The organism is Streptomyces rubiginosohelvolus, from assembly GCF_014649875.1.
Taxonomy (GTDB): domain Bacteria; phylum Actinomycetota; class Actinomycetes; order Streptomycetales; family Streptomycetaceae; genus Streptomyces; species Streptomyces rubiginosohelvolus.
In genome coordinates, this window is sequence record NZ_BMTW01000001.1 from 810881 (window position 1) to 826074 (window position 15194).

The 15194-nt window shown below is 74.0% G+C and carries 11 protein-coding genes; 6 read left to right on the forward strand and 5 right to left on the reverse strand.

Annotation, left to right across the window (positions count from 1 at the left end; all coding sequences use genetic code 11):
• Nucleotide 1: 1 nt before the first annotated feature.
• On the forward strand, nucleotides 2-979 hold the full coding sequence (locus IE134_RS03875) for an ABC transporter substrate-binding protein (protein ID WP_189429574.1): 978 nt from the start codon (nucleotides 2-4) through the stop codon (nucleotides 977-979).
• Nucleotides 980-1016: 37 nt separating this feature from the next.
• Here IE134_RS03875 and IE134_RS03880 read toward each other — a convergent pair whose 3' ends face one another.
• The gene (locus IE134_RS03880; RefSeq protein WP_189429576.1) at nucleotides 1017-2258 is read right to left on the reverse strand and encodes a chromosomal replication initiator protein DnaA; all 1242 of its coding nucleotides are present in this window, start codon (nucleotides 2256-2258) and stop codon (nucleotides 1017-1019) included.
• A gap of 55 nt (nucleotides 2259-2313) precedes the next feature.
• Here IE134_RS03880 and IE134_RS03885 point away from each other — a divergent pair, with 55 nt between their 5' ends.
• The 3 genes from IE134_RS03885 to IE134_RS03895 all read left to right on the forward strand — a co-directional run bounded on the left by IE134_RS03885 (nucleotide 2314) and on the right by IE134_RS03895 (nucleotide 7312).
• Nucleotides 2314-4776, forward strand: a complete 2463-nt coding sequence (locus IE134_RS03885; protein WP_098896071.1) for a helicase C-terminal domain-containing protein — start codon at nucleotides 2314-2316, stop codon at nucleotides 4774-4776.
• Between the two features lie 49 nt (nucleotides 4777-4825).
• The gene (locus IE134_RS03890; protein WP_030709752.1) at nucleotides 4826-5596 is read left to right on the forward strand and encodes a YqjF family protein; all 771 of its coding nucleotides are present in this window, start codon (nucleotides 4826-4828) and stop codon (nucleotides 5594-5596) included.
• A 72-nt stretch (nucleotides 5597-5668) separates the two neighbouring features.
• Nucleotides 5669-7312, forward strand: coding sequence for a DNA repair helicase XPB (locus IE134_RS03895; RefSeq protein WP_030709754.1), 1644 nt, complete (start codon nucleotides 5669-5671; stop codon nucleotides 7310-7312).
• 25 nt (nucleotides 7313-7337) lie between these two features.
• Here IE134_RS03895 and IE134_RS03900 read toward each other — a convergent pair whose 3' ends face one another.
• Nucleotides 7338-7526, reverse strand: a complete 189-nt coding sequence (locus tag IE134_RS03900; protein WP_030591159.1) for a hypothetical protein — start codon at nucleotides 7524-7526, stop codon at nucleotides 7338-7340.
• A gap of 411 nt (nucleotides 7527-7937) precedes the next feature.
• Between IE134_RS03900 and IE134_RS03905 the strand changes: the two genes are divergently transcribed.
• Nucleotides 7938-10046 carry a HelD family protein gene (locus IE134_RS03905; RefSeq protein ID WP_126931007.1) on the forward strand — a complete coding sequence of 703 codons (2109 nt, stop codon included), beginning with the start codon at nucleotides 7938-7940 and terminating at the stop codon, nucleotides 10044-10046.
• Between the two features lie 96 nt (nucleotides 10047-10142).
• Here the strand turns inward: IE134_RS03905 and IE134_RS03910 are convergent, their stop codons facing one another.
• Nucleotides 10143-10832 (reverse strand): copper homeostasis protein CutC, encoded by a 690-nt coding sequence (locus tag IE134_RS03910; protein WP_097884798.1) that lies wholly within the window; start codon nucleotides 10830-10832, stop codon nucleotides 10143-10145.
• A gap of 273 nt (nucleotides 10833-11105) precedes the next feature.
• On the opposite strand from IE134_RS03910, the gene IE134_RS03915 reads away from it, so the two are divergent.
• Nucleotides 11106-13424 (forward strand): heavy metal translocating P-type ATPase, encoded by a 2319-nt coding sequence (locus IE134_RS03915; protein ID WP_189429578.1) that lies wholly within the window; start codon nucleotides 11106-11108, stop codon nucleotides 13422-13424.
• A gap of 81 nt (nucleotides 13425-13505) precedes the next feature.
• Here IE134_RS03915 and IE134_RS03920 read toward each other — a convergent pair whose 3' ends face one another.
• Both IE134_RS03920 and IE134_RS03925 read right to left on the reverse strand, forming a co-directional pair.
• Nucleotides 13506-14384 carry a 5-oxoprolinase subunit C family protein gene (locus IE134_RS03920; protein ID WP_030718504.1) on the reverse strand — a complete coding sequence of 293 codons (879 nt, stop codon included), beginning with the start codon at nucleotides 14382-14384 and terminating at the stop codon, nucleotides 13506-13508.
• On the reverse strand, nucleotides 14381-15055 hold the full coding sequence (locus tag IE134_RS03925; protein WP_373301884.1) for a 5-oxoprolinase subunit B family protein: 675 nt from the start codon (nucleotides 15053-15055) through the stop codon (nucleotides 14381-14383). Before IE134_RS03925 ends, IE134_RS03920 begins: the two co-directional genes overlap by 4 nt.
• Nucleotides 15056-15194 lie beyond the last annotated feature (139 nt).

Here is a 15194-nt window from a genome sequence, read left to right on the forward strand (position 1 = left end):
CATGACTCTGCGCAGCTTCCGCCCCCGTGCCCTGGCCGCCGTGTCCCTGACGGCCGTCGCCGCGCTGACCCTGGCCGCCTGCGGCTCGTCCGACGACTCCGGTTCCGACTCCGCTTCCGGCTCCGACGCCACCCGTACGGTGAAGACGGCGATGGGCGACGTGAAGGTCAAGAAGGCGCCCCGGCGGGTGGTCGTCCTGGACACCGCCGAACTGGACTCGGCCCTCACCCTCGGCGTGAAGCCGGTCGGCGCGACCCATGCGGACGTGACGTCGGGCTTCCTGAACTACCTGCCGAAGGACCAGGTCGCGGGCATCGAGGACGTCGGCCAGATGATGACCCCGAACCTGGAGGCCATCGCCGGTCTGAAGCCCGACCTCATCCTCACGAGCAAGATCCGGCACGGCGACAAGTACGCCGAGCTGTCCAAGATCGCGCCGACCGTGATGACGGAGAACACCGGGTACCCCTGGAAGGAGAACTTCCAGGTCCACGCGGAGGCCCTCGGCAAGGAGGCCGAGGCGAAGATGGTCGCGGACGGGTACGCGGACCATGTGGCGGACGTGACGAAGGCGCTCGGCGGCAAGGAGAAGGTCGCCGCGACCGAGGTCAACATGGTCCGCTTCGTCGAGGGCGCGGACATCCGTATCTACGGCAAGAAGAACTACATCGCCACGATCCTGGCCGATGTGGGCCTGGGCCGCCCCGCGATCACCGACAAGGCCAAGGACGGCTTCTCCTACGACGTCAGCCCCGAGAAGATCGACCTCGCGGACGCGGACGTGGTCTTCCACTCGACGTACGGCGACCCGAAGAAGTCCAAGGAGACGGAGACCACGGGCGGCGGCCTGTGGAAGAACATGGACGCGGTGAAGAACGGCAAGGTCTTCGCGGTCGACGACCAGCTGTGGATCCAGGGCATCGGCTACACGGCGGCCGACAAGATCCTCGGCGAACTCCACAAGAGCCTGACGAAGTAGCCGTCCTCCCCTGAGCAGGGCCGGTGGAGCCCCGCCCTCACCCCGTACGCCTCCGCGCCCGCCACACCAGGTAGAGCGCGGAGGCGACGGCGGCGACCCGGACCACCACCGGCCAGGTCTCCAGCAGGACGTCCCGCATCGCGCCCTCGCGGATCGGCTCGCCCCAGCGCCCCTCCATCCGCCCCCACACCCACACCAGGGCCCCGGCCGCCACCACGCCCGGGAGGCCGAGCGCCGCCCACTTCGCCTCCGTACGGGAGAGGGTGCGCGAGCTGTACGCGATCAGCCAGCCGCCCGCCAGCGGCAGCCAGGAACCGGTGACCACGCCGGCGACGAGCAGGACGGCGGCCAGGAGCAGCAGCGGGTGGGCGAAGCCGCCGCGGGGCGCGGCGGCGGCGACCGCGGGTTCGACGACGACAGGGGCGGGTTTGCGGCGGCGGAGCTTCACGAGGCGCAGGGCGCGGCGACGGTCGGCGGTGCCGTCGGCGCCCGAGGCCTTGCCGTCACCCGCAGCCGCACCCGCCGAACCGTCTCCCCCTACTTCCTCCTCGTCCTTCGTGCCTTTCTTGTCCATGTCGACAGGCCTCGGCCGCCTGCCGAGCAGCTCCGGGGCCTCGATGCCGCCGAAGAACCCGGGGATGGCGGTCCCCTCGTCGAAAGGCCCCGGCTCCAGGCGCCACCAGTCGGTCGCGTCGTCCGCGCCGCCCTGCTGGTCCTGGCCGAGCATGTGCGGGGCAGAGGGGTCGGGCCAGGCGTGGACGGGGGCGTCGTCGGGGGCGGGCCCGGGACGCGGCACGGCGGCCGCACCGGTTCGCTCCTCCGGTGCGTCCCCGGCATCACGGTCGCGGCGCGACGCGCCCCACCCGAATCCGGCTTTCGGCTTCCGGGGAGCCGTGGCCTCCCGCCCCTCGTCCGCGCCGGGACCGGCCTCCTTCGGCTCCTTGCGCAGCAGCCCGCTCCGGGGCCGGGGCAGCCCCCGCCGCTGCGGCTCGCCGCCGCCCGCACCGGTCCCGGCGGACGGCAGCGGGACCGTGCCGTCGGCGGACCGCGCCGCCGCGGCGACCAGTTCGTCCGGGCTGCCGAGCCTGCCGATGATCCGCCGCACGGCCGCCGGGGAGTCCGCGCCCTCCGTGGTGCGGCGGCGGTCGATCTCGCCCCGCAGCGTCGAGACGAGCCGCATCCGGGCGCCCGACGAGAGCTGTTGCTGCTGAGCCAGGTCGCCGACCCGGCTCAGGTAGTCGTACACGAGCTGGTCGCTCTCGATCCCCACGCGGCGCATCCCCTCTACCCGGCCCTGCCCCGACGGTAGCGTTCCAGCGGCTACCGTGGGACGGATGGGGACGACCACACCACCGCGCACGCTCGCCGAAGCCCTGCGCGCCCGGGGCGACGAATCGCTGGCCGGGCTGCTGCGTGCCCGCCCCGACCTCCTCAATCCGGTGCCGAACGACATCACGCAGCTCGCCACGCGGGCCGGTACCCGGGCGTCGGTCGTCCGCGCGCTGGAACACCTGGACCGGTTCGCGCTGCAGACCGCCGAGGCACTGGCGGTGGCGCCGGACCCGGCCCCGTACGACACGCTGCTCTCCCTGCTCACCGGCGACGGTCTCGACGACGGCGAGCAGCGCGACGACGAGGGCGCGGCGATCACCGCCGCGCTGCCGGGCGCGCTGGCGACGCTGCGCGAACAGGCCCTGGTCTGGGGCGAGGACGACCGGCTGCGGCTGGTGCGCACCGCCCGCGAACTGCTCGCCCCGTCGCCGCAGCACCCCTCCCCCACGGGCCTGGGCCCCACGGTCGCGGAGGCGACGGCGGGCATGTCGCCGGGCCGCCTCCAGGAGATCCTGGTGGCGACGGGCCTGCCCGCGACGCACGACCCGGTCTCGGCGGTGGCCGCGCTGTCCGCCCTGTTCACGGACCGGACGCGGATGGCGGAGCTGCTGGACACGGCCCCGGTGGAGGCGCTGTCGGTGCTGGACCGGCTGGTGTGGGGCCCGCCGTACGGGGAGGTCACGCCCAACCCGACTCCTCCCGTCAAGTGGCTGCGCGACCGGGGCCTGTTGCTGCCGGTGTCGACGCGGACGGTGGTCCTGCCGCGCGAGGCGGCGCTCCACCTGCGGGCCGGGCGCGCGCACCGCGTGCCGGAACCGGTCCCCCCGGCCGTCGCGGCGGCGGCCGAACGCGATCCACAGGCTGTGGACAGGGCGGCGGCGGGCCAGGCGTTCACGGCGCTGTCCACGATCGAGGAGCTGCTGAAGCTCTGGGACGGCGGCGGCCCGACGATCCTGCGCGCGGGCGGCCTGAGCGTACGGGAGCTGAAGCGCGCCGCGACCGCGCTGGACGTGTCCGAGCCGATCGCCGCGTTCTGGATCGAACTGGCCTACGGGGCGGGGCTGCTGGCCTCCGACGGGGAGAGCGACGAGCGGTACGCGCCGACGCCCGCGTCCGACGAGTGGCTCGACCTGTCCGCCGAGGACCGCTGGACGCACCTGGCCACCGCCTGGCTCGCCGCCACCCGGACCGCGGGCCTGGTCGGCGGCCAGGACGCCAAGGGGCGGGCCCTGTCCGCGCTCGGCCCGGAGCTGGACCGCTCGGCCGCCCCCGACGTACGCCGCCGGGTGCTGGCCCTGTTCGCCGAACTCCCGCCGGGGACCGCCCCGGAGGCCGAGACGCTGCTGCGACGGCTGCGCTGGGAACGCCCGTTGCGCGGTTCGGCACCGACGGCGGAGGGCTCGGACCTCCGCTCCCGGCTGGCCCTGTGGACGCTCAACGAGGCGGAGCTGCTGGGCATCACGGGCCGGGGCGCGCTGTCCGCACAGGCCCGGGCCCTCCTGGACGAGGGCGAGGAGACGGCGGCGGCCCTTCTGTCACCCCTCCTCCCCGAACCGCTGGACCACGTCCTGCTCCAGGCGGACCTGACGGCGGTGGCGCCGGGCCCGCTGGAGCGCCCGCTGGCGGACATGCTCTCGGTCCTGGCCGACGTGGAGTCGAAGGGCGGCGCGACGGTCTACCGCTTCACGCCCGGCTCCGTCCGCCGCGCCTTGGACGCCGGGCAGGCGGCAGCCGACCTGCACGCGTTCCTGGCCGCGCACAGCCGTACACCGGTGCCGCAGCCGCTGAGCTACCTCATCGACGATGTGGCCCGCCGCCACGGGCACCTGCGGATCGGGGCGGCGGCCGCGTACGTACGCTGCGACGACGAGGCGGTCCTCAACGAGATCCTGGCCGACCGCCGCTCCATGGGCCTGCGCCTGCGCCGCCTGGCCCCCACGGTCCTGGCCTCCCAGGCCGACCCCGGCTCCCTCCTCGAAGCCCTGCGCGACATGGGCTACGCACCGGCCGCCGAATCCGCCGAGGGCGACGTCCTGATCACCCGGGCCGGCGCCCGCCGCACCCCGCCCCGCACCCCTCCGGTCCCGGTCCCCGAGGGCCCGCCGGTCCCGGACGACACCCTGCTCGGCGCGGCGGTCCGGGCCATCCGCGCGGGCGACACGGCGGCCACGGTGGCCCGCAAGGAGCCGCAGGAGGGCGCCACGGGGTCCACCCCCTCCGGCACCCTCCCCCGCACCACCCCCGCCGAGACCCTGGCCACGGTCCAGGCGGCCGCGATGACGGGCTCCACGGTCTGGATCGGCTACGTCAACGCGGACGGCGCGGCCAGCCAACGCGTGATCGCCCCGGTCCGCGTGGAGGGCGGCTTCGTCACGGCCTACGACCACACGGCCGACGAGGTCCGCACGTACCCGCTGCACCGGATCACGGGGGTGGCGGAGCTGGCGGAGGAGGGGAAGGGGTAGGGGCGGCCGCATCTCGTCGGCGGGTGTGCCCGTCTGCGATGCTGCGGGCATGTCCACCCCTGACCGGAGCCCCGAGCCGGTGTCGCCGCACCCGCCCGCCGCCCCGATGCCGCCCCTGCTCACGCAGTCCTGGCTGGATCTGGCGTTCCTGCACTGGGCGGTCGACCCGGCGGACGTCGCGCCGCTGCTGCCGTCGGGGACGGTGCCCGACACCTTCGACGGGGCGACGACCTACGTGGGGCTCGTGGCGTTCCGGATGTACCGGGTGGGGGTGCTCGGGCTGCCGGGGATTCCGTACCTGGGGACCTTTCCCGAGACCAACGTCCGGCTGTACTCCGTGGACGAGCACGGTCGGCGCGCCGTCGTCTTCCGGTCGCTCGACGCCTCCCGGCTCATCCCGGTCCTCGTGGCGCGGGCCGCGGTGCGGTTGCCGTATCTGTGGTCCCGGATGGGCATCGAGCGGTCCGGCGACACCGTCACGTACACGAGCAGGCGCCGGTGGCCCGGTCCCCGTGGGGCGAGGAGCAGGATCGTTCTCCGGCCCGGTGACCCGATCGCCGAACCCACGCCGCTGGAGCACTTCCTGACCGCCCGGTGGGCCCTGCACACCTCGCTCTTCGGGCGGACCGCCTACCTCCCCAACGTCCATCCCCGGTGGCCGCTCCACCGGGCGGAGCTGCTGGAGTGCGACGAGGACCTGATCGCGGCGGGCGGGCTGCCCGCGCCCGTCGGGGAGCCGGTGAGCGTGCTGTACTCCCCGGGGGTGCCGGTGCGGTTCGGGCCGCAGCGGCGAACCCGTCCCGGCGGGAGCCGGGCGTGATCCCCCGCGCATGATGCACACTGGACGTTTGGCCGCATCCGTGGCCGTACCCCGCAGAAAGGGCCGAAGCGCGTGACCGGACCCCTCATCGTCCAGAGTGACAAGACGCTGCTCCTCGAAGTCGACCACGAGCTGGCCGAGGCCTGCCGTCGTGCCATCGCGCCGTTCGCGGAGCTGGAGCGTGCGCCCGAGCACATCCACACGTACCGGGTCACCCCGCTCGGGCTGTGGAACGCCCGCGCCGCCGGGCACGACGCCGAGCAGGTCGTCGACGCGCTCGTCGAGTACTCCCGGTATCCCGTGCCGCACGCGCTCCTGGTCGACATCGCCGAGACGATGGCGCGGTACGGGCGGCTCACCCTGTCCAAGCACCCCGTGCACGGGCTCGTGCTCACCACCACCGACCGGCCCGTGCTGGAGGAGATCCTCCGGTCGAAGAAGGTCCAGCCGCTGGTCGGGGCCCGGATCGACCCGGACACCGTGGCGGTGCACCCCTCCGAGCGCGGGCAGGTCAAGCAGACGCTGCTGAAGCTCGGCTGGCCCGCCGAGGACCTCGCCGGTTACGTCGACGGCGAGGCGCACCCGATCGAGCTGGCCGAGGACGGCTGGGCGCTGCGGCCCTACCAGAAGCAGGCCGTGGAGGGGTTCTGGCACGGTGGGTCAGGGGTTGTCGTGCTGCCCTGCGGGGCCGGGAAGACGCTCGTCGGGGCCGGTGCCATGGCCGAGGCCAAGGCCACCACACTCATCCTCGTCACCAACACCGTCTCCGCCCGGCAGTGGAAGCACGAGCTGGTGAAGCGGACCTCACTCACCGAGGACGAGATCGGCGAGTACAGCGGTACGAGGAAGGAGATCCGGCCGGTCACCATCGCCACCTACCAGGTGCTGACCACCCGGCGTAAGGGGATCTACCCGCACCTGGAGCTCTTCGACTCCCGTGACTGGGGGCTCGTCGTCTACGACGAGGTGCACCTGCTGCCCGCCCCCGTCTTCAAGTTCACCGCCGACCTCCAGGCCCGGCGGCGGCTCGGGCTCACCGCGACCCTCGTGCGGGAGGACGGGCGGGAGTCCGATGTGTTCTCGCTCATCGGGCCCAAGCGGTTCGACGCGCCCTGGAAGGAGATCGAGGCGCAGGGTTACATCGCGCCCGCCGACTGCGTCGAGGTCCGCGTCAACCTCACCGACTCCGAGCGGCTCGCCTACGCGACCGCTGAGACGGAGGAGAAGTACCGGTTCTGCGCCACCACCGCCACCAAGCGGAAGGTGACCGAGGCGCTGGTGCGCAAGCACCGGGGCGAGCAGACCCTCGTCATCGGGCAGTACATCGACCAGCTCGACGAGCTGGGCGAACACCTGGACGCGCCCGTCATCAAGGGCGAGACCAGCAACGCCCAGCGCGAGAAGCTCTTCGACGCGTTCCGGCAGGGCGAGATCAGCGTGCTCGTCGTCTCCAAGGTCGCCAACTTCTCGATCGACCTGCCCGAGGCCACCGTCGCCATCCAGGTCTCCGGGACCTTCGGGTCGCGCCAGGAGGAGGCCCAGCGTCTCGGCCGCGTCCTGCGGCCGAAGGCCGACGGGCACGAGGCCCGGTTCTACTCGGTCGTCGCCCGCGACACCATCGACCAGGACTTCGCGGCGCACCGCCAGCGCTTCCTGGCCGAGCAGGGGTACGCGTACCGCATCGTCGACGCGGACGAGCTGCTCGCGGAGAGCTGAGGAACGGGGCGGCTACGGCGGGTCCTCAGCGGGCCCGCCGTACGCCCGCCTCTTCCGCGTACTCCCCCAGGACGGCGACGCCGAACGCCGTCGTCACGAACACCTTCACGGCGCGCAGCGCGTCGCCGACGCGGTGGGGTCGGTGGTCACCGGTCGCCGCGGTCGCGCCGTGCGCGGGGCCGGTCGTGCGTGGGTTCAGGGTGGCTGTGCTCATGTATCCATGGTGCTCCCGTCACCCGTTCGGGCGCGTCGGCCCGCAGACGGAAGCGGGTGAGCGGGCGCGTAGGCCTGCGGTGCCATGCCTGGGCCCGGTATCCCCTACGGGTACCCCTTGGACCCGCTCCCCGGGGCGGAGCCGGCAGGCGTGCCGACGGACGCCCTGCGCCGGCGGAACCCCGTAATTCGTTTCGACCGTAAGCCGCCCTGTGGCTACAATCGCCGGTCTGCCCGCCTCCCGCACCGTGGTACCGGCCTTCGCTGCCGGCAGCCGGGGGAGCGCCGCCGGCCGGACGGAAACCGGCCGACACCCACGCGAACCAACCTTCCGAGCGGACCGCCCTGCCCGGCCTCAGCCGGTCGCAGCGCGCGGCCCGCCGTCCTGCGTTGAAGAGCCGGAGGCAACACCGTGCCCGCGCACGTAGCAGAGAGCGATTCCACCCCCGACCCCACCCGCACCACGGGCATCACCGACCCCCTGGCGCACGAACGTGCCCATCTCGCCGCGTCCCGCGCCGCCCTGCGCGGGATGCGCGAGGACGTCCAGGCCCTCGACATCCGCGATGTCACCGCGAACTGGGTCAACGCCGCCGTGCTCCAGTCCCAGATCGACGACCGCATCAAGGCGCTCGCCGATCTCTCGCACACCCCGCTGTTCTTCGGCCGCCTCGACTATCTGCACGCCGTCGGCGGCGAGCTGGCCGAGGGGGCGGACGGCGAGCGGTTCTACATCGGCCGCCGCCACGTCCACGACGCCGCCGGGGACCCGATGGTCATCGACTGGCGTGCGCCGGTCTCCCAGCCGTACTACCAGGCGTCCCGCACCAACCCCCAGGACGTGGGGCTGCGCCGCCGCTTCGGCTACACCGGCGGCGAGCTGACCGCGTACGAGGACGAGCACCTCACCGACCCGGCGGAGGCCGAGCACACCAGCCGGCTCCTCCAGGCGGAGATCGAGCGGCCCCGCGTCGGCCCGATGCGCGACATCGTCGCCACCATCCAGCCCGAGCAGGACGAGATCGTCCGCAGCGGCCTCGGCGGCACCGTCTGCGTGCAGGGCGGGCCCGGCACCGGGAAGACCGCCGTCGGCCTGCACCGGGTGGCGTACCTGCTGTACGCGCACCGCGAGCGGCTCGCCCGCACCGGCACCCTCGTCATCGGGCCCAACCGTTCCTTCCTCCACTACATCGAGCAGGTCCTGCCCGCCCTCGGTGAGCTGGAGGTGAAGCAGGCCACCGTCGACGACCTGGTGCGCACCGGCGTCGAGGTCCGGGGCGAGGACGAGGCGGCCACCGCCGTCGTCAAGGGCGACGCCCGCATGGCCGAGGTGCTGCGGCGGGCCGTCCGCTCGCACGTGACCGCGCCCGTCGAGCCCGTCGTCGTGGTGCGGGGCTCCCGGCGCTGGCGCGTGCCCGCGTACGAGATCCAGGAGATGGTCGACGAGCTGCTGGCCCGCGACATGCGGTACGGGGCCGCGCACGAGGCGCTGCCGCAGCGGATCGCCCACGCCGTCCTCGTACGGATGGAGGAGGCCGGGGAGGCCCCCGACGACCGGGTGCAGAACGCCGTGGCCCGGAACCCCGCTGTGAAGGCGGCGGTCAAGGCCATCTGGCCCGCCGTGGACCCGGCGAAGGTCGTGCTGCGGCTGCTGTCCGACGCGGAGTTCCTGGCCGCACACGCGGGAGGGGTGCTGAGCGAGGAGGAGCAGAAGCGGCTGCTGTGGGCGAAGCCCGCCCGCAGTGTGAAGTCCGCGAAGTGGTCGGCGGCCGACGCCGTGCTGATCGACGAGGCCGGTGACCTCGTCGCCCGTACGCACTCCCTCGGCCATGTCGTGCTCGACGAGGCGCAGGACCTGTCCCCCATGCAGTACCGGGCGGTGGGGCGGCGGTGCTCGACCGGTTCGGCGACCGTCCTCGGCGACCTCGCGCAGGGGACGACCCCCTGGTCCACGGAGAGCTGGGGCGAGGCGCTGTTCCACCTGGGCAAGGCGGACGCGGTGGTGGAGGAGCTGACGGCCGGGTTCCGTGTGCCGCGCGAGGTCATCGCGTACGCCTCCCGGCTGCTGCCCGCGATCTCGCCGGGGCTCGCGGCGGTGGAGTCGGTGCGGGAGTCGCCGGGGTCGTTGGCCGTACGGGAGGTGCCGGGCGGGGCGGCGGAGCTGGACGCGGCCGTCGTCGCCGCCTGCGAGGAGTCGTTGCACAACGAGGGGTCGATCGGGCTGATCGCCGCCGACGCCCGGATCCCGGCGCTGGGGGCGGCGCTGGCCGCGGCGGGGCACGCCTACCTGGCTCCCGGTGATGAGACCACCGCCGAATCCCGGCTGACGCTGGTGCCCGCGTCGCTGGCGAAGGGCCTGGAGTACGACTACGTGGTGCTGGACGAGCCGGGGGCCGTGGTGGACGGCGAGCCGGACGAGCGGACCGGGCTGCGGCGGCTGTACGTGGCGCTGACCCGTGCGGTGTCGGGGCTGACCGTGCTGCACGCGGCGCCGTTGCCGGAGGTGTTGGTTCAGGCGTAGGGCCCGGGGGCGGGATTCAGGGGCGGGACGCTCCGGTCCCGCCCTCGCACGCTCTTCGCGGGACTCTCCGGTCCCTGAGTCCCGCCCCGTCAGGCCTCAGGCGTCCAGCGCCTCGCGCCACTCCCGTACCGCCGCCGCGTCGACCGGGGCCGACCAGCCCGCCGGCCGCGCCGCGCCGCCGATGTGGAACGCGTCGATCCCCGCCGCCAGCAGCCGGGGCAGGTGGTGCAGGTGGAGGCCGCCGCCGACCAGGACCTGCGCCTGGTATCCCGGCTCGCCGCTCCGGGCCGCCTCGGCCAGGAGGGTCGGAATTCCGGCGTCCACCCCGTCCGGGGAGCCCGCCGTGAGGAACGTGTCGAGGCCCGGCAGGTCCGCGAGCTGCTTGCGCAGGGCGTCGCGGTCGGCGCACCGGTCGATCGCCCGGTGGTACGTCCACCGGCAGCCCTCCAGCTCGGCGACGAGCCGCTCGACGGCGACCAGGTCGGCATGGCCCTCCGCGTCGAGGAAGCCGAACACGAACTCGTCGGCCCCCGCCTCCCGCAGCTCGTGGGCCCGGGCGACCAGCACATCGATGTCACCGGCGGCGAAGCCGTCCGCCGTCCTGAGCATCACGCGCAGCGGGATGTCCACGGCGGACCTGATCGCCGCGAAGGTCTCCCGGGACGGGGTGAGACCGTCGGCGGCCATGTCGGTGACCAGTTCGAGGCGGTCTGCACCACCGGCCTGGGCAGCGACCGCGTCCTCCGCATCGAGAGCGATCACCTCCAGGACTGCACGGTTGCTCATGGGTCCCCATTCCTCCGATACACAGCGACAGGTCCGATACACAGCTACTGACCTACACGGCTATAGGTCTAGTCCAATGGCCAGCCTACGGGTGGCTGACGGGCCGCGCAGCCCTCTATCTGAACGCACGGACCCGGCGGTAGGCGAACCGGCCCCGCAGACGAGTGACGGACCCCTCCCGTCACACCTTGCACTTCATAGGGGAGGGGGGTATACATGGAGAGACAGAGATACCCCCAGGGGGTATCTGGGACGGCTTCAGGGAGGACCCCCGTGTCCGCGCACTCCGCCACCACCGCAACCACCGCCGCCGGATCCCCCGCCGGGGCCGAGGCCGGTACCACCGCGGTCGAGCTCGCGATCGGCGGGATGACCTGCGCCTCGTGCGCGGCCCGTATCGAGAAGAAGCTCAACCGGATGGACGGCGTCGAAGCCACCGTCAACTACGCCACCGAGAAGGCGAAGGTCACCTACGCGGGCGCCGACGTGTCCGTCGACGATCTGATCGCCACCGTCGAGGCCACCGGGTACACCGCCCGGCCGCCCGCACCACCCGCCGCCGAAACCGCCGCCCCGCCACCGGGGAGCGGCGATTCGGAACAGAGCGCGGCCGAGGACGACGGGCTCACCACCCTGCGCCAGCGCCTGATCACCGCCGTCCTCCTCGCCGTACCGGTGATCGCGATGGCGATGATCCCGGCGCTCCAGTTCGACTACTGGCAGTGGCTCTCCCTGACGCTGGCCGCACCGGTGGTCACCTACGCGGCATGGCCGTTCCACCGGGCCGCCTGGACGAACGCGAAGCACGGCGCGGCGACGATGGACACGCTGATCTCCGTCGGTACGTCGGCCGCTTTCCTGTGGTCGGTGTGGGCGCTGTTCTTCGGGACGGCGGGCATGGTCGGGATGACGCACCCGTTCGAGTTCACTATCGCCCGCAGCGACGGCGCCGGGAACATCTATCTGGAGGCCGCGGCCGGGGTGACGGCGTTCATCCTCGCCGGGCGCTACTTCGAGGCGCGCTCGAAGCGGAAGGCCGGGGCGGCGCTGAAGGCGCTGATGGAGCTGGGGGCGAAGGAGGTCACGGTCCTGCGCGACGGCGTGGAGACGACGATCCCGACCTCGGCGTTGCAGGTCGGGGACCGTTTCCTGGTCCGTCCCGGGGAGAAGATCGCGACGGACGGGACGGTCATCGAGGGCTCGTCCGCCGTGGACGCCTCGATGCTGACGGGTGAGTCCGTACCCGTCGAGGTCTCGGTCGGCGACACCGTCACCGGCGCCACCCTCAACGCCGGCGGACGCCTCGTCGTCGAAGCCACCCGCGTCGGCGCCGACACCCAACTCGCCCGCATGGCCAAACTCGTCGAGGACGCCCAGAACGGCAAGGCGTCCGCCCAGCGCCTGGCCGACCGCATCTCTGCCGTCTTCGTCCCCATCGTCATCGCCCTCGCCCTCGCCACCCTCGGCTACTGGCTCGGCAACGGCGCCGGACTCACCGCCGCCTTCACCGCGGCCGTCGCCGTCCTGATCATCGCCTGCCCCTGCGCCCTCGGCCTCGCCACCCCCACCGCCCTCATGGTCGGCACCGGACGCGGCGCCCAACTCGGCATCCTCATCAAGGGCCCCGAGGTACTGGAGACCACCCGCCGCGTCGACACCATCGTCCTCGACAAGACCGGCACCGTCACCACCGGCCGCATGACCCTCCAGACCACCCACACAGCCGACGGCACCGACGAGGCCGAAGTCCTTCGGCTGGCCGGGGCGTTGGAGAACGCCTCCGAGCATCCCATCGCCCAAGCCGTCGCCACCGCCGCGACCGACACCACCGGCCCCCTCCCCACCCCCGAGGACTTCGCCAACGTCCCCGGCCTCGGCGTCCAGGGCATCGTCGAGGGCCACGCCGTCCTCGTCGGGCGCGAACAGCTCCTGGCCGAGTGGGAGATCCGTCTTCCCGCCCCCCTCGCCGAGGCGAAGAAGGCCGCGGAGGCCGCCGGGCGCACGGCGATCGCCGTCGCCTGGGACGGCGAGGCGCGGGCGGTGCTGGAGGTCGCCGACGCGGTGAAGGACACGAGCGCCGAAGCCGTCCGCCGGCTCCGCGCCCTCGGTCTGACCCCGATCCTCCTCACCGGTGACAACCGGGCCGTGGCGGAGTCGGTCGCGGCCGAGGTCGGCATCGACGAGGTGTACGCGGAGGTCATGCCGCAGGACAAGGTCGACGTGGTCAAGCGCCTTCAGGCCGAAGGCCGTTCGGTCGCGATGGTCGGGGACGGGGTCAACGACGCCGCCGCCCTGGCCCAGGCCGACCTGGGGCTCGCGATGGGCACCGGCACCGACGCCGCCATCGAGGCCGGGGACCTGACCCTGGTCCGCGGCGACCTCAACGCCGCCGCCGACGCGATCCGCCTCTCCCGCCGCACGCTGTCCACCATCCGCACCAACCTGTTCTGGGCCTTCGCCTACAACGTCGCCGCCCTCCCGCTGGCCGCCGCCGGGCTGCTCAACCCGATGATCGCCGGGGCCGCGATGGCCTTCTCGTCGGTCTTCGTGGTCGGCAACTCCCTGCGGCTGCGCACCTTCAAGGGGGCGTGAGGCCTCCGCCAGGGAGCCTGAGCGCGGTGGGACCCTCCCGGTCCCGCCGCGCTGTTGTGCGTATACGGGTACGCGCCCGGCTCAGGCGCGGACGAAACGCAGCCGGGTCCCCGGCACCGCCTGCGCCGCCGCAGAGAGGGCCCGTTCGGGGACGACGCCGACGACCGGGTAACCGCCGGTCGTCGGATGGTCGTTGAGGAAGACGACGGGCCGGCCGTCCGGCGGCACCTGGATCGCGCCCAGCACCATGCCCTCGCTGGGCAGTTCCTCCGTACGGGACCGCTCCAGCGGCGGGCCCTCCATGCGCAGGCCGATGCGGTTGCTGTGCGGCGAGACCCGGTAGGCGGCGGTGAGGAGCGTACGGAACGCGGCCTCGGTGAACCAGTCGTGGCGGGGCCCGGGATGGACCGGGAGCACCAGTTCGGCGGGGGCGCCCGGCCAGGGGACGGGGCCGGCGTGCGGCGGTGGACCACCCGACGCCGGTTCACCCAGCGGGAGTTCGTCGCCCTCGCTCAGCGGGGCGGGCCCGAGCCCCGAGAGGAGGTCGGCCGAACGGCTGCCCAGCACCGGGTCCGGCACCAGCCCGCCCGCGAACGCCAGGTAGCTGCGGAGTCCGGTCCCGGCGGGGCCCGCGTCCAGCACCGCGCCCGCGGGCACCCGGACCGGCGCGCCCCACGCCACCGGCCGCCCGTCGACCGTCACCCGGCATCCCGCACCGCCGACGACGGCCACGACGGGCCGGTCCGGGCGGACCGCGCACCCGGTGAGGGTGGTCTCCAGGACGGCGGCGTCGGGCGGGTTTCCCACCAGCCGGTTGGCCAGCCGGGCGGCGGGCGCGTCCAGTGCCCCGGCCCGCCCGACCCCGAGGTGCGCATGGCCGGGGCGGCCCGCGTCCTGCACGGTGGTGAGGGCTCCGGGGCGTACGACGTACAGGAGGTGGCGTCCCGCGACCGGAATCATGCGTCCGCCCGGCTGTCGGCCTGGAAGTCGCCCGCACGGGGAGCGGGCAGCGCGGCCGCCTTCCCCGCGTCCACCGGTACGAATCTCACCGGTGTCCCCGGCACCAGCAGCGCCGCCGGTTCCCGGCCCGGATCCCACAGGGCCCCCGGGTCCGGCATCCGCCCGACGATCTGCCAGCCGCCGGGCGAGGGGCGCGGGTACACCCCCGTGTAGGGCCCGGCGAGGGCCACCGCCCCGGCCGGGACCCGGGTGCGCGGGGTCGTGCGCCGGGGCACGTGCAGCCGCTCGGGCAGCCCGGTGAGATAGCCGAACCCGGGGGCGAACCCGCAAAAGGCCACCCGGAACGCGGTACGGGAGTGCAGGGCGGCCACCTCGTCGGCCCCGACGCCCCAGAGCGCGGCGACCTCGCCCAGGTCCGGGCCGTCGTAGATCACGGGGACCTCCACCGGCTCCCGGTCCTCCCGGCGCAGCGGCTCCACCCGCCACGAGGCGAGCTCCCGGGCCAGCCGGTCCCGGGCGTCGGGCTCGCCCTCCGCGATCCCGTCGAGCAGGACCGTACGGGCGGCCGGGACGATGTCGCGTACGGCGGGGAGTTCGCCGCGCTCGCGACGCCTCAGCAGTTCGGCGCGGAAGGCCTCGGCGTGCTCGCCGTCGGCCAGCTCGACGAGCAGCGCGTGAGGGCCGGCGGGGAGGACGCGCGGCGTGCCGGGGGCTCGGGGGCCGCTGGGACGGCTGAGACCGCTGGGACCACCAGGGCCGGTGGGGCCGGCGGGGCCATCGCCCGTGGCGTCGGGGCCGGACACGCGGCCG

Bases quoted from the DNA above. Each gene is read 5' to 3' on its own strand.
- IE134_RS03890 (WP_030709752.1), top strand. From the start codon at position 4,826: ATGTCCACCCCTGACCGGAGCCCCGAGCCGGTGTCGCCGCACCCGCCC.
- IE134_RS03910 (WP_097884798.1), bottom strand. From the start codon at position 10,832: ATGAGCAACCGTGCAGTCCTGGAGGTGATCGCTCTCGATGCGGAGGAC.
- IE134_RS03885 (WP_098896071.1), top strand. From the start codon at position 2,314: ATGGGGACGACCACACCACCGCGCACGCTCGCCGAAGCCCTGCGCGCC.
- IE134_RS03920 (WP_030718504.1), bottom strand. From the start codon at position 14,384: ATGATTCCGGTCGCGGGACGCCACCTCCTGTACGTCGTACGCCCCGGA.
- IE134_RS03900 (WP_030591159.1), bottom strand. From the start codon at position 7,526: ATGAGCACAGCCACCCTGAACCCACGCACGACCGGCCCCGCGCACGGC.
- IE134_RS03875 (WP_189429574.1), top strand. From the start codon at position 2: ATGACTCTGCGCAGCTTCCGCCCCCGTGCCCTGGCCGCCGTGTCCCTG.
- IE134_RS03880 (WP_189429576.1), bottom strand. From the start codon at position 2,258: ATGCGCCGCGTGGGGATCGAGAGCGACCAGCTCGTGTACGACTACCTG.